Below are 15,237 nucleotides of genomic sequence, written 5' to 3' on the forward strand. Positions count from 1 at the left end.
AATGAAAACACTGTCACGGCAAATGGCCGACTTCATCACCAGTGATATTGCAAGGCAAATCACCCCCGAGGTTTGCCAAACCGTGCAGCTGGCCTTTCTTGACACTGCCGGCTGCATTCTTTCCGGGCGTGATGAGGAAGTAACCCGCCTGTTTGCAGCCTGGGTCAACAAGCGCTACCTGAATGAGCAGGAAGCCAGCGTATTTTTTTCACCGCAAAAACATACCGCAATGGTTGCTGCCATGCTTAACGCCGTTTCAGGCCATGCACTGGACTTTGATGATGTTGCCCTGGCCGGACACCCCAGTGTTGTCCTGGTTCCCGTTCTGCTTGCCGAGTCAGACCGCAGCGGTCTCACCGGGCAGGACCTGATCAGCGCCTACTTGAAAGGTTATGAGATTTGGGCGGATTTGCTTAACCGGATACCCGACCCTTTACATGAAAAAGGATGGCACCCCACCGCAGTGCTGGGTACGATGGGTGCCACCGCCGCACTTTGCGCGGCGCGTCAACTTGATATTGAAAAAACCACCCATGCACTGGGCATAGCTGCCAGCCGCGCCTCTGGGCTGGTCGCCAATTTTGGTTCGATGTGCAAACCCCTGCATGCCGGTTGGGCGATCGAATATGCTTACGGGGCTGTTGAAATGGCCGCCATGGGTGTAACAGCTTCAGCCGATGCCCTGGAAGGATCAACCGGTTTCCTGACTGCTTTTTCAGACCGGCAGGCGCCGGATCGCGAACGACCTTTCGAAAAGCAGCAAGCATTAAGCATCAACACGGTTAAACCAAGTATCAAAAAATATCCAGTCTGCTATGCTTCACACCGTGTGATTGACGGTGTATTGCAATTAAGGCAACAGCATGATATTCCCATTGAGCACATCCAAACCATTACGGCAACCGTCAGTGAAACCAATGCCAGAGTGCTTAAATACCAGCACCCAAGCACTCCTCTTCAAGCGAAATTCAGCATGCCTTTTGCCTGTGCCTCGGCGCTGGTTTATGGTGAAGTAAGTCTGCAAAAAATGACTGAGGATGACATTACCAACCCGGCCATCCAGACATTGATGGAAAAAGTTAAGGTTTCAATCAATAATGAAGCCTGCCCGCTTGAACCCAGCTTTGCCCTTCACGATGACGTTACCATTACTCTCAAAGATAACACCCGCCTTGAAAGTGGCCCGATCCGTTTTGCATTGGGTCATGCCCATTTTCCGCTTGCACCGGCACAATTGGAAGCTAAAATCCTGTCCTGTGCCAAACCGGCCGAACAGGAAAGCACCAAAGCATTGATTGCAAAACTAAATACACATTTCACGGCAATGGCAATATGATGCAACTAAAACCATGTCATTGACCACCACAATACAGATAAAAGAGACGACAATGAATACACAGGCTGATTCCATAACACTTGAAGTAGAAGAAAACATTACTGAAACCGAACAGGCCCTACGGGTTGAACTGGCTGCCTGCTACCGGATTTTTGCCATGTTGGGCTGGACAGAACTGATTTACAATCATATTACCGTTCGCATTCCTGGCCCGGAAAAGCATTTCCTGATCAACCCGTTTGGCCTGCACTACACCGAAGTGACTGCAAGTAATCTGGTCAAGATAGATCTTGACGGCAACGTTATTGGCGACTCCAAATGGAAAGCCAATCCAGCCGGCTTCATCTTGCACTCTGCCATCCATAGCGGTATTGAAAACGCCCACTGCGTCATGCACACCCATACCACGGCAGGCTGCGCGGTTGCCTGCTCGGCCACAGGATTGTCACGAGATAATTTTTATGCAGCCCAACTGCATAATCGCGTTGCCTACCATGACTTTGAAGGCATCACCGTCCATGCCGATGAACAGCCAAGGGTACAGCGTTCCATTGGCAATCGCCAGGCAGTGATCCTGAAAAACCATGGTTTGCTTTCATGGGGAAGCAGCATTCCCGAGGCCTTTGCCTACCTGTGGACCCTGCAACGAGCCTGCGAAATCCAGGTGGCTGGCGCGGCACTTGGCCCAACCACCCCCATTCCTGAAGAAATACAAATCAAATCCAGTCTTGATGCCTTGCAATTTGATCCTCGCTATGGAGCTGGTCGCGATGTTTTTGAGGCGTTAAGACGCCAAGTCGATACCATTGACACCAACTATAAAAACTAACGGCCTTAAAGGAGTTTGTCTATGAAAATCTGTATTTATGGAATCGGTGCAATAGGTGGTTTAATGGCGGCACGGCTAGTACAGGCCGGTTATGACGTCAGTGCTGTAGCACGTGGCGCAACCCTTGAATCACTACAAAAAAACGGGCTTCAGTTCTATTCAGCGGGTAGCGATACGGCGCAAAGCTACCCGATTAAGGCAAGCCAGTCTCCTGCAGAACTGGGTGTACAGGACATTGTCATTATCGCTGTAAAAACCACCGGACTGCCGTCCATAGCCAAAAATATTGCGCCCCTAATAGGACCTGATACCACCATTTTGTCTGCCATGAACGGGATTCCATGGTGGTTCTTTCATGGGCTTGAACATGAAAACGGTCATCTGAAACTGGACTCGGTTGACCCGCAGGAAATTATTTCCAAACACATCCCGGCCAATCAGGTCATCGGTTGTGTCACACACCTTTCCGCCACCACGCCCGCCCCAGGTTCGGTTAAACATATCGCTGGCAACCACTTGATCATCGGAGAGCCCAACGGCACCCAAACCCCAAGGCTGAAGGAGCTTTGCACAATACTGGAAAAAGCCGGATTTGATGTGGAAAACACCTCATGCATCCAGAAAGACATCTGGTTCAAACTATGGGGAAACATGACCATGAATCCTGTTTCAGCCATCACGGGTGCAAAAAGCGATCACATTCTGGAGGACCGTTATGTCCGCGATTTCATGTCACGGATCATGCAGGAAGCTGCCGTAGTCGGAGCACGAATTGGCTTGCCAATAGAGGCCGATCCTGAACAAAGGCACCAGGTTACCTATAAGCTTGGATCTTTCAAGACATCCATGCTGCAGGATGCGGAAGCGGGCAAACCGCTTGAACTGGATGCATTGGTAACATCAGTCGCCGAAATTGCCCACCAGCTGGAAGTCTCTATCCCCTGGACTGAATCATTGCTGGGCATCAGCCGATTACAGGCAAAAACACGTGGGCTCTATCAATACTGATCACTCACAACGCTACCAAACGGGACATATTCCGCACCAGAATTTTATACATTTCATGGGAAAAATCATGCTTTTCCCGTGATAGTGTTTGACTAAGTTCTTCTGTGTCATTGGCCGTACCCAGATACTGCCAATGCCAAAACACATGTTTAAGATTGTTTTCAGGCAAAACGGCATAGTCCCTGAACGGCCATTGCTCAAGCTCACCTATTCTTCTGCGCCTTGGCGGTTTGTTTTTTTCCGGTTTATATTGCTCAATCAATTTTTCTTCAGTTAGCAATGCATCCAGTTCACCGGCACACTCAATATACTCCACCCGCATCACGCGATCAGAAAATGATTTTTCGGCCGGCAAGGCACGGTCTTTGGCAAAAAAAGACAGTACCCGCTGGCGAAGCTTATTGCCTTTGCCAACAAAAAGAAGCCTGTCATTATCGCCATAAAGCAAGTACACACCCAGCCGATTGGGGATGGACTCAATCTCTTCCGGATCAATATGCTCAGGTAGATGGGGAATGGTCATCAGTTCTTGAACGGTTTGTTGCAAATACGCGGCCTCAAACTGCTGGTTGACCAATTGCCAGAATTGCAATAACACATGAGCATCGCCATATGCCCGGTGCCGGTGTGTAATTTGAAGCTGGTGTCGCTGAACCAGGTAATCAAGCCCATGCCTTTCATAAGCAGGATATAGCCTGCGGGAAAGCTTGACCGTGCACAACTTGGACGCTTTGAAATCAATGCCGACCCGTTTGAATTCACTTTTGATGAAACTGTAGTCAAACCGCACATTGTGTGCAACAAAAACATGACCATCAAGCAAGGCTTGAATTTTCTCTGCCACTTCAGAAAAAAGCGGTGCTTTTGCCACCATTTCATTACTGATACCCGTCAGGTTTTCAATGAAACCGGAGATATGACAGGTCGGATTGATCAGGGTCTGGTAGGTGGAAACTTCGTTGCCGTCATAACGGATAATGGCAATTTCAGTCAGCCGGTCTTGCCCGATCACGCCACCCGTTGTTTCCACATCTACGAAGGCAAAAGGTTTTTCATAGGTAAAAGTCATAACATCAACAAAAATTATAATTGGCTTCCGGATTCAGGCCTGCATGCAGGCCATCCCTGCACGTCCTTAAACAGAATAAGGAACCCTGCCAATTACAGGATGCCCGGGATCATTGTAGCCGGGCGTAGAACAATGACCTGTTACCACCAGTTCATCCACTAGCGCTTCATCTTCTGCCGTTAGTTGATAGTCCAGGGCATTCTGGTATGCCAACCATTGCTCATAAGTACGGGGCCCCACAATAACAGAACTGACCAGTTGATTATTAAGCACCCATGCCAGGGAAAAATCAGCGGCGGAAATCCCTTTAGATTCGGCATGCTGCCTGATACGCTGCGCAACCAGCAATGACTCACGGCGCCATTCCGTTTGCATGATGCGACGATCATTGCGGCCGGCACGTGAATCAGCCGGCGGAGCGGTTTCCGGATCATACTTGCCGGTTAAAACACCACGTGCTAAGGGACTATATGACACAACACCAATCCCGTAATGGGCAGCGGCAGGCAACTGTTCAACTTCGGCCACACGAGAAACCAGATTATACAAAGGCTGGCTGGCTACCGGCCGGTCAATACCTGCCTGATCAGCCAGCCTGACGGTTTCGGCAATACGCCACCCCCTGAAATTGGACACCCCAAAATAGCGGATTTTCCCTTGTCGGATCAAATCAGCAAGCGCCCTGATGGCTTCCTCCAGTGGGGCATCCTGTATTTCCCGATGCAAATACAGGATGTCAAGATAATCAGTCCCCAAGCGCTTCAAGCTGGCTTCAACCGCCTGAAAAATCCATTTGCGTGAAATACCCCGCTGGTTGATCCCTTCACCAAATACATTGCCCAGTTTGGAGGCTAAAATCCAGTCATCCCGGTTGCTGGCAATGGCCCGGCCAACCACCGATTCAGACTCGCCATCGTTGTAAATATCGGCCGTATCAATGAAATTAATGCCCCGGTCTTTGGCATCCGCAATAATCCGATGTGATTCCGCTTCGCTGGTTTGTCCGCCAAACATCATGGTGCCTAAAACAAGCGGGGATACTTTCAAACCACTCTTGCCAAGATTTCGGTATTTCATCACTGCTCCACATTGAATACTGATTTAAAATAAATTTGAATTTATCCACTTCAAGTAGCCGCGTCAAGCTGAAGTTTTTTGACTGCACATCAAGACAGAAAAACATCAGCAACGAATCTACGGCTCAAACAATGAAACACCAAGAAATGATTTTAAAAAAGACAGGTTTGCGTTTACCAAGAGCCTTCGGTATTATTTAGTCCTTCCCGGTTTTCAGGTTGCTGGCCAGCTTTACGGCACACCTGTCAAGCATGCCCGGTAAAGATTTTCCTAAGGAAATACATGCGTTTAATTATTGCTTTACTCTTGCCTTGGCTGACTTTTTTCACCATTAGTCGCCCTATTGCCGGCATTATCTGCCTGATATTGCAACTCACCATTCTTGGCTGGTTACCGGCCACGATCTGGGCGGTCTATGCCCTTAGCCAGTACAAAACTGATCAAAAAATCAAAGAGGCGCTTGGCACCAGGCAAATCTAAAAAAACTGCACCAAATGAATCAGACTTAATACCTGATGAAATGGTGCAGTTAAATTACTAACAGCCCTACTGCTTTATTGCTTCTTCATGTCTGCTTAATCGACTCTATCCGGAACAGGCATGCCCAGCCAGTTTTTATAAAACGATTCAATATCCGGTTCAAAATCGTGAATCACCGGATACCAGGGTGTGGGGGCTTCCACATCATGCAATACTCCACATTCCGGGCAATAATACTCACGATAAACCTGCCAGTCGGTATCGGGTGCCATCAATTCAGGATAAATTTCCTGCATTGCCTCAGGTGTGTCCCGTACATAAATGGCCGCTTCCATTTTCCAGTTGTGGCGATAATCACCGAACTCATGACCACAACTGCACTTGTTGACCCATTGGCCGGTTGCCAGGGATTGTGCAATATAAAGATGAGGCCCTAAAGGCAGGATGATCCTGTCTTTCCAGGAAACCTTGTCTTGCAAAACGCTCACGTACAGTTCAAAACGTTCCTTATCCTTGGGCGTTTGCAACATGCGCAGGGTGGTATCCCAATCAAGCTTGCCATCAACCAGATTATTAACCTGTTCTCTTGTAAATACTGACATAATTTATCTCCATAATCTTTTTATTCCGTGGCCTTGCAATGTGCAAGGCCACGATCATGCTTTATTCATCAACCAGAACCACCGTACTGACTCCAGGCATTTCTGAAATGTCGTTGCGATAGGTTGAACCAAATGAAGGAACACCCAGTTCGGACTCCGGCAAAGACCATCCTTCAGGCAAGTCCCAGAATTGCTTGAATTCATTGGTGAATTTTTCACTCAAGGCAAAACTGGTCGAGTACATATGCCGTACCTGAACCGAAGCGCTCTTGGTCAGGATCCGCTCACGCTCTTCCTTCATCCATTCACGGGTAGGCACAGCCCGCTGCAAGCGCTCCTTGCGAATTTCAGCACGCCTTACCGTTGTTTTTTCAGAGTCAACCACCCAATTTCCCTCGGCATTCTTTTCAATAACCGCGCCATAAACCTTCCGGGCAAATTCCGGCAATACAAAGCGGTTATTCAGATCCCGGGCAATGGCTGCCGGCTCACGGTCCAGCGGATCACCAAAACCCGGACCGCCACGGATATAGTTCAGGTACAGGTCATGATCCTCAAAAATGGTTTCGGTTGTCATGCACTGTTTATCGCGTTTAACCTGCGCCGTAGCACTGATATGACGTTCATACTCAGGTTCGTTCGGGTTGCTGTCTCCACCTAACGGAATTGAAAGTTTTTGCTCAATACGGGCCTTAAGATCAGTGTTGTGTGCCTCGAAGCGGTAACCGGTAGCCGCCGGATATCCCCCCATCAGGCCCCAGTCACTGTTCATATAACCATTACCCGAGAAGAACATCGTCCAGTCCTGGGCATGCCAAACCATCCGCAAGGTTTCCAGTCCACATCCACCACGGTATTTACCATAACCTCCCGAGTTGGCTTTAACGTTGCGTCCCATGAATAACAAGGGCTCAGCCATTTCCCAGATTTCAATATCACCCATATCGCCTTCGGGATTCCACACGGCTGCGGCATGGTTCAGGCCATCCTTGACCGCGCAGGCACCAGTACCGGTTGCCGCCGTTTCAAAGCTGTTGACCGCATGGATTTCGCCATCCTGGTTGATACCGCCACCCTGTAACCAGTTACTGGTGTTGCCGTTACCTGCGTTCACTTCTTCCAGATAGCCACGGCTGAAGTAAGACTGGCTCATCGCCCGCCACATGCCTGTCCACGCAGAAACCAGATAGTGCCAGGCATCCGAGTGGGCGGTACGGCGATCGTCCGGGTTCATCCAGGTGCCTTTGGGAATATTGAACTCTGTCGCATAATAGGCGCCATCGTTAATCCTTTGGGTTGGCACCAGTGTTTGCGTTAGCATGACCCAGATACCGCTGGTAAAAGCGACCTGATTGGCATTGAAACTGTGCCAGCACCAACGGCTTCCGCCTTCAAAGTTCATGCGCCAGGTGGCATCAGGACGAATCGTCAGCTCAGTAGGTGCATGCATGATGGTATTCATTTTGGCGTATGACGCCGTTAACTGAACATCCTCATGGTTATAGGGAACATCAACAAAAGCCACTTTGCGGTAAACGCCCGGAATGGTCATGTCTTTCAGGCGGGATTGCAGCCCACGGCGACCTTCCTCAATAATTTCATAGGCAAATTTTTCAAATGCATCTACCCCTTCGGACTCCACCACTTCCTCAACCAGTTGGCGAATCATGTGACAGCCGGCAATCCGGGTACGCTCATCAAGAATCAGGTATTTAGGTGTGCGGGTTGAGCGTTGGCTTTCATGCAACCAGTCACGTAAGGGCTCGTCATTCACCCCTGTTTTACGGCAGGTTGTCATGTAGCCGTCACCAAAGCGGGAGGTTTGACCGGTAGACATGGAACCCGGAGAAATGGCCCCCGTGTCAATCACGTGAGTGACTCCCCCTACCCAGCCAATAAGCTTGCCTTCCCAGAAAATAGGTACGATAGTCGCTATATCACAAGGGTGCACGTTACCGATAGAGCAATCATTATTGGTAAACATGTCTCCCGGATTAATGCCTGGATTAGTTTCCCAATCGTTTTCTATCATGTACTTAATGGCCGCACCCATGGTACCCACGTGGATGATAATGCCAGTAGAAGTCAGGATACAGTCACCGGCAGCGTTATAGAGGGTAAAACACAATTCCCCCTCTTGTTCCACAATCGGAGAAGCGGCAATTTTCTTGGCAGTTTCACGGGCATGCACCAGTCCGCCACGCAATCTTGAAAACATTTTTTCATAACTGATCGGGTCGCTTTCCTTGAACTCCAGCCTTTCAAGCGCATTGTAATAACCGCTTTCTTTGGTTCTGGCCAGGACGCCGTCACGGTGTGCTTTCAGTGTCAAGCCGTTGCCCAGCAACCGTCCAAGCCCGACTTGTTTCATTGACATCATATTCATGTTTTGTCTCCTTAGCTTTATTTATTTCACTTCTTTCAAATGAAACAGGCGATGCTTGTCCAGCGTGGTTTCAAACCCTTTGGGAACCACAAAAGTGGTGGCATCGGATTCAATCACGGCAGGACCGACAATATGGTTGCCTGCTTTCAAGGCTTCCATTGACCAGACATCGGCGTCATGCCATTTTTTGTGCCGGTAGAAAGGACGTTTGCCGATATGTGCCTCTTTAGGAGGTTCTTTACCCGACAACTCTTCCTCTGGCAACTCGGGTTTTTGCGAAATAACACTGCCACGCATGATTACTTTGGTAACGCCAAAACCAAGCTCTGGTGAACTGGCAGATGTCGCATATACCCGAGCATAAGTCTCGTCAAAAGCAGCCACCATTTTTTCCCAATCCTCGACCGTTGAAGCTGCACTGATCGGAGAGTCAATTTCAAGGTCATTGAGCTGGCCCAGGAATTGCATGCTGTATGCCGGACGCAGCATCACATCTTCTGGCTTGAAACCGTTAATGACAAACTCTTCAATCACTTTTTCAGCCAATACTTCCCAGCCCTTTGTCAGGGTAATGCCTGCCTGCTCCTTGACTTCATCGGAAGCACCGGGTGGTACGGCAATATCCACACTCATGTCATAGCGATACTCATATTCGGCACAGGCACAGCCAAAAGCAGAGAAACCGGCAGCCCAAGCAGGTACCACCACATCTTCAAATCCCAGTCCTTCGGTATAACCATAAGTATGTACAGGACCGGCACCACCATAAGAGAAGCAGACAAAATCAGCCGGGTTATAACCTTTGGCACTAATCGTGGAACGCATGTACTCACGCAATTGCAGATCAAGCAGCTCAATAACCCCTGCCGCAGCATCCTCAACAGACAACCCCAGAGGATCCGCAATTTGCACTTTAAGGTAATGGCGTGCCCTTTCCACATCCAGCTTAATCGCACCGCCTAGGAAATTCTCGGTATTCAGGTAACCCAACACAACGTGGCAATCAGAAACGGAAACCGTATCCAGTCCGCTTTCAGGCCAGCACATGCCCACCCGGTAACCGGCACTGTCCGGTCCCAGTTTGATGGAGCCACTGTAAGGATCGATACGAATAAAACTACCTGCACCGGCGCCCACCGAATCCATGGCAACCAATGGCAGTGACAGGACCAGCCTAGCCATATCAGGATCTGATTTGATGGCGAAATTTCCCTTAGTAATCATCGCCATATCAAAACTGGTACCACCAATATCACTACAGGCAATATTGTCGTAACCCAGCAATTCGCCCAAAAATTTGGAGCCAATCACCCCCCCGATGGGACCCGAAACAATGGTACGCGCCAACTCTTTGGCCTTCCAACCAATCGTGCCACCATGGGTAGCCATCACGCGCAGGTCAAATTTTCCACCATGTTTCTTGAACCGGTCACTAACCCCTTTAAGCGTTTTGCGTGAAGGCTCGGCCGCATAAGCTTCCAGGACAGTCGTATTGGTACGGTGACTTTCCTTACGGGAAGGATAGTAATCGACCGTCGCAAATACCGGAATTTCCGAACCCAGTTTTTTAAGTTCTTCCAGACAAATATCCCTGGCCCTGCGTTCATTGTCTCCATTTTTATGCGACTGCAATAAGCTGATCACGATAGCCTGGGAACCTTTCTCAACCAGCTCGCGGGTTGCCTTGCGTACGTCATCTTCATTCAAGGGAATCACCACCTTACCCTGCACATCAGTGCGCTCGGTAACGCCACGGGTACGGGACAATGGCACCAGGGGTTCATCGTAACGGTGCGTATTCAAATGAATACGGTCTTCCAGTGCGTAGCCTAGGTAACTTTGCAAGGCGCGGCCCATTGAGTGCACGTCTTCAAACCCCTTGTTGCACATCAAGCCTACATCCAGCCCTTTACGCTGTACAACCCGGTTCAGCATGGCCGTACCGGAATAAACACACGTCAACAATTCGGGATAGACATCCTCAACACTACGGTTCCATGCCGCCAGCGCGTCATTGGAAGAATCGTAAATCGCCTGGGCCTCATCAGCCGGATTACTTTGCGCCTTGCCAACAACAAACTTGCCATCACTGCTGACAAAGAATGTATCGGTCATCGTACCGCCTGCATCAATACCCATAACCTGTACGGGAGTGGATTCAGTCCGCATAACACATCTCCTGAATAATTATTAGATTAGCTTTTATATTGGAGTTCCTTGCATTGCTAATACAGGAACTCCGCTCCTTTGATAACAGAACTTGTCTGTCACATTCATATATGCAAATTACGTGCCAACTATTTGGTTTCAGCAATAAGCCATTCATTTCTCTATGAGAAAAATAAAAAAACCGTTTTTTTTAAAAAAACTGCATTTATAAAAAATAAAATTCGAACGTTCGATTTCCGAACGCTCATACACTTTCCGACTTATATCCGGACAATAAGATTAATACCGACCTGATCACAATCCCTATATTGCACTTGAAGATGGAAAAAGTTATAGTTGAACGACAAATAAAAACGATGCGTAATATCTATTTTTCAAGTCAAAATAAGTAGTATGAGCAAGAAAAATCAATGCGCATCATTGAGCTGTAACTAACTATTAAGCACATAGAATCAAGTTCAGCCGGAGACAATATGACAGGCCTGAATATAAGTCAGCGTTTATCTGACCCTGAGAACAATAATCGCGTTATATCCGCATGGGAAAGTGTGATGAGTGGTCATGCTCCAGCACCAAATGCACTAAGACGATTAATCAATGACTCCTGGAAGCGTTGCCTTGATGCCCGGATTGACCCGGTAAACCTGCATCCTCCTTCTGTTGTTGAGGACGATCATCTGGAAGCACTGCGGCAACGACACTCGGAACTAGTCGCTGCCAGTCGTCCTGTGATGATGATGGCAAAGGATTTTCTGGCTGAAACCGGAAGCGTAATGATTTTGAGTGACCCTGACGGGGTCATCCTCTCAATAGAAGGAGACCCGCGCGGTCTTGATGCTGCTGAATCCATCCAATTAACTACTGGCTACAACTGGAATGAATTGCGTACCGGCACCAATGCTATCGGAACAGCCCTGATAACAGGCCAGGCAGTACAAGTTCATGCTGCCGAACACTTTTGCTCAGGTGTCCGTGAGTGGACCTGTACTGCCTTTATTATTCGCGATCCCTATGATGGCCAAACACTGGGTGCCATTGATATCTCAGGACTAAAAAGCACTTTCAGCCCTCATAGCCTGGCTTTGGTTGCCACTACCGCCAGCCGCATAGAAAGCATGCTGGCCAAAAGAGAGCTCCGCTTCCGTTATCAATTACTGGAGCAAAGCATTTCCAAATTCTCAGGCAGCAATGATGGCATCATTATTTGTGACCGAAGAGGTCGCCCGATAAAACTGAATGAACAAGTCAACTCGGCGCTGCAGGCTCAGAACATTAACCTTGATTTAAGCAAGACAGAATCTCTTTTTTCACTGGACCTGAATCAAATCAGCAATGGCAATCCATTACAGAAGCCTGAATGGTTAAAAGCCGACTGGATAGAACCCATTATCAATGAAGGAGAACGGATTGGCACTGTCCTGACCATTCCCAGTCCTGTCATAGGAAAAAAAACAGAATTCAAGCCTACACCACAGCAAACCTCCTCTTCTGCAGAGTGCTCGGTAGAACGGGGATTTAGCCAGATCATTGGTCAATCCTCCTTATTAAAAAAAGCCATAGAACAGGCACAACTGCTGGCAAAAACCAATGTGCCGGTATTAATTCACGGAGAAACCGGCGTAGGCAAAGAAAACTTTGTCAGGGGAATGCATCAGGTGAAAGATTTCACAACAGCAGATAAGCGGCCTTTTGTCGCCCTGAATTGTGGTGGCCTGACACCGGAACTACTTGCAAGTGAACTTTTTGGTTATTGTGAAGGTGCTTTTACCGGAGCAAGAAAAGGTGGCATGATTGGAAAAGTTGAAGCCGCCAACGGTGGAACCCTGTTTCTAGATGAAATCGGTGAAATGCCGATTGACCTGCAACCGCATTTCTTGCGAGTGCTCGAAGAAGGAGAAATATATAGAATAGGCGAAAACAAGCCCAGGAAAATTAACTTCAAATTAATAGCAGCCACTAACCGGGACTTGCGTGAAGAAGTATCAGAAGGCCGTTTCCGCATGGATCTTTATTATCGGATTTCCGTGACCAGCATTCATATACCTGCATTAAGGGAAATCAAAGAAGACATACCATTATTGGTTAATCATTTTCTTGAACACTTACAGAATAAATACGGACATGATCCAAAACAAATAACAGCGGAAATTTTAAAATTATTTGATGAATATGATTGGCCGGGTAATATCAGGGAGCTTAGGAACACCATAGAAAACATGTACCTGATGAGTCAAGGCAAGGTGTTATTGCCAACTGATATTCCCACAGAGATCATGACTTCGCTCAGGAAAACCTCAGTCCCACCCTCAATCGAATCGCTATTTCCCGATACAGGACTGCTACAGCATTCAGAATTACAATCGATTGAAAAAGCATTGGCTCTGCATCATGGAAACATGACATCAGCCGCAAAATACCTGGGCATTGCCAAAAGCACCCTATATATGAAAATTAAAAAATATGGTATTGAAACAAAAATTGCGCAAATCAGGAATGATGTCATGTAAGCAAAAACCATCATTCCCAATGTCATTCAATGACGCTTGCAACAAACCGCGAATCCAACCATCAGCTAAACCGTATGTGATCAAAATCCAGTTTTTCAACAAGCTCTCTGGCCAATTCGTCAGAGATTGTATTTTGCCTCGCCAATTGAAAAATACTGGTACGAGCCTGGACAATCAGTGCCAAACGCAATTTGCGCTCTGTCAGGTATTTATCATATTCAAGATTTTTCTCATCTTCTTCAAGTTGAAAACTATTCACAAAATCAGATAACAGCTGTTTTTTGAGATCTTCATAAAACTGGACATCCAAATGATCATTTTTTTTCAGGCCGTCAATGACAGATGTGAGGTGTTCTGCAGCCTGTTGACGAGCAAACTGGATTGCCAATTTTTTTTGGTTGTTATAACTGATATGAAACTCTTTGCTAGGCGCTAAACCTTTCAGCAGTAACGGCAATGCAATACTTGCAGCAATAAGAGAAATAATAATCACTGTCGCTGCAAGAAAAACGGCAAGGTCACGTCCGGGGAACTCTGAGTGATCAGGTAAAAATAAGGGAAGCGTCATTACACCGGCTAGGGTGACAGCACCACGAACACCAGCAAAAGAGATAATAAGAATATGACGCCATTTTGGTAAACCGGAAGGTTTGCCACTACGTGAGATAAGATAGGGAACGTATACATAAACGGTTACCCAAATAAAACGGAAGGCCGTTAAAGTCAGGCATATAACGGTAGCATAAACCAGCAGCCACCATGGATTATGGTGCCCCGTTATATTAACCAGATCAATCGCATCTGTAAAAATGGTAGGCAGTTGTTCGCCCAATAAAATAAACATGAAACCATTTAAGGTAAACTGTATGAAATCCCACATGGCTGTTCGCCGCATACGCGTCAGCGGTGAAATACGACCTGATAACTCAATATAGCTCATGGCCAAGCCTGCAGCAACCGCTGATAAAATTCCTGACCCGCCGATAGCCTCGGCTATGACATAGGCAGCAAAAGGGGTGAGAAGACTTAAAAGAATTTCAGCGCCATGTTCTTCTCCAAAAAAACGATTAAGGCGTATATGAGCGATTGAGAGTAACCGGGTGGTTAAAATCCCCGTTGCAATGCCTGCGGCAGCAACCCAAATAAATGATGTGGCCGCCTCGGTAAGGGAAAACACACCCGTCATGGCTGCTAAAACTGCCATCCGAAAAGCCACTAGACCACTGGCGTCATTAAAGAGAGCCTCTCCCTCAAGAATCGACATGATGCGTCTGGGAATCGGCAATCTTCGGGTAATGCCTTGAACAGCAACGGGATCAGTGGGAGAGACAATAGCCGCTAAAGCAAATGCAACCGGCAAAGGCATGGAAGGAATCATCCAATGAATGATATACCCCAATCCCAATACCGTAAGGATAACCAAGCCAAAAGCAAGTTGGAAAATCCCACCTTTGTCTCGTCTTAGTTCGTCTTTAGGGATCCGCCAACCATCAAGAAACAAAAGCGGAGGAATTAGAAGCAAGAAGAATACTTCAGGATTTAACAGGATTCCTTCATCAAAAACACTGGAAATAATAAAACCCAAAGCGATTTGTATCAGAGGTAAAGGAAGCCCCCATGGCAAATATCGTCCAATCAAACCACTGACAAGAATAGCAATGAGTATGGTAAATACCATCCCGATGCTTTCCATAATAATCTCCTGTTAATTTTAAATTCCCAAAAGTTTACAGCAATAGATAAGCATATAACAAATGCTAATAATTTATTTACT

At 47.4% G+C, this 15,237-nt stretch carries 11 protein-coding genes; 5 read left to right on the forward strand and 6 right to left on the reverse strand.

Annotated elements, in window-relative coordinates; genetic code table 11:
• Nucleotide 1: 1 nt before the first annotated feature.
• From ACM5Q9_RS04925 to ACM5Q9_RS04935, 3 genes are read left to right on the forward strand one after another with little or no spacing between them, the layout of a single operon-like run.
• Nucleotides 2–1,336, forward strand: coding sequence for an MmgE/PrpD family protein (locus ACM5Q9_RS04925; protein WP_418143613.1), 1,335 nt, complete (start codon nucleotides 2–4; stop codon nucleotides 1,334–1,336).
• Between the two features lie 52 nt (nucleotides 1,337–1,388).
• A complete protein-coding gene (locus ACM5Q9_RS04930) occupies nucleotides 1,389–2,165 on the forward strand; it encodes a class II aldolase/adducin family protein (protein WP_418143614.1) in 777 nt (258 codons plus the stop codon).
• A gap of 21 nt (nucleotides 2,166–2,186) precedes the next feature.
• Complete coding sequence (locus ACM5Q9_RS04935) at nucleotides 2,187–3,173, forward strand: 2-dehydropantoate 2-reductase (RefSeq protein ID WP_418143615.1); 987 nt, start codon at nucleotides 2,187–2,189, stop codon at nucleotides 3,171–3,173.
• A 4-nt stretch (nucleotides 3,174–3,177) separates the two neighbouring features.
• On the opposite strand, the gene ACM5Q9_RS04940 is transcribed toward ACM5Q9_RS04935, so the two are convergent.
• Together ACM5Q9_RS04940 and ACM5Q9_RS04945 are read right to left on the reverse strand one after the other, a co-directional pair.
• Complete coding sequence (locus ACM5Q9_RS04940) at nucleotides 3,178–4,242, reverse strand: exonuclease domain-containing protein (protein WP_418143616.1); 1,065 nt, start codon at nucleotides 4,240–4,242, stop codon at nucleotides 3,178–3,180.
• 66 nt (nucleotides 4,243–4,308) lie between these two features.
• Nucleotides 4,309–5,319: an aldo/keto reductase gene (locus ACM5Q9_RS04945; protein WP_418143617.1), complete on the reverse strand. Its 1,011-nt coding sequence runs from the start codon at nucleotides 5,317–5,319 to the stop codon at nucleotides 4,309–4,311.
• A gap of 282 nt (nucleotides 5,320–5,601) precedes the next feature.
• On the opposite strand from ACM5Q9_RS04945, the gene ACM5Q9_RS04950 reads away from it, so the two are divergent.
• Nucleotides 5,602–5,799 carry a YqaE/Pmp3 family membrane protein gene (locus ACM5Q9_RS04950; RefSeq protein WP_418143618.1) on the forward strand — a complete coding sequence of 66 codons (198 nt, stop codon included), beginning with the start codon at nucleotides 5,602–5,604 and terminating at the stop codon, nucleotides 5,797–5,799.
• A 95-nt stretch (nucleotides 5,800–5,894) separates the two neighbouring features.
• Here ACM5Q9_RS04950 and ACM5Q9_RS04955 read toward each other — a convergent pair whose 3' ends face one another.
• From ACM5Q9_RS04955 to ACM5Q9_RS04965, 3 genes are all read right to left on the reverse strand, one after another.
• A complete protein-coding gene (locus ACM5Q9_RS04955; protein ID WP_418143619.1) occupies nucleotides 5,895–6,401 on the reverse strand; it encodes an acetone carboxylase subunit gamma in 507 nt (168 codons plus the stop codon).
• Nucleotides 6,402–6,462: 61 nt separating this feature from the next.
• Nucleotides 6,463–8,787, reverse strand: coding sequence for a hydantoinase B/oxoprolinase family protein (locus ACM5Q9_RS04960; RefSeq protein WP_418143620.1), 2,325 nt, complete (start codon nucleotides 8,785–8,787; stop codon nucleotides 6,463–6,465).
• A gap of 21 nt (nucleotides 8,788–8,808) precedes the next feature.
• On the reverse strand, nucleotides 8,809–10,956 hold the full coding sequence (locus ACM5Q9_RS04965; protein WP_418143621.1) for a hydantoinase/oxoprolinase family protein: 2,148 nt from the start codon (nucleotides 10,954–10,956) through the stop codon (nucleotides 8,809–8,811).
• A gap of 551 nt (nucleotides 10,957–11,507) precedes the next feature.
• Here ACM5Q9_RS04965 and ACM5Q9_RS04970 point away from each other — a divergent pair.
• Entirely contained in the window at nucleotides 11,508–13,463 is a 1,956-nt protein-coding gene (locus tag ACM5Q9_RS04970) for a sigma-54-dependent Fis family transcriptional regulator (RefSeq protein ID WP_418143622.1), read from the forward strand.
• A gap of 61 nt (nucleotides 13,464–13,524) precedes the next feature.
• Here the strand turns inward: ACM5Q9_RS04970 and ACM5Q9_RS04975 are convergent, their stop codons facing one another.
• Nucleotides 13,525–15,156 carry a Na+/H+ antiporter gene (locus tag ACM5Q9_RS04975; protein WP_418143623.1) on the reverse strand — a complete coding sequence of 544 codons (1,632 nt, stop codon included), beginning with the start codon at nucleotides 15,154–15,156 and terminating at the stop codon, nucleotides 13,525–13,527.
• Between the last annotated feature and the right edge of the window lie 81 nt (nucleotides 15,157–15,237).

The sequence above is a fragment of the Advenella sp. RU8 genome, from assembly GCF_048381675.1.
Lineage (GTDB): Bacteria > Pseudomonadota > Gammaproteobacteria > Burkholderiales > Burkholderiaceae_B > Advenella.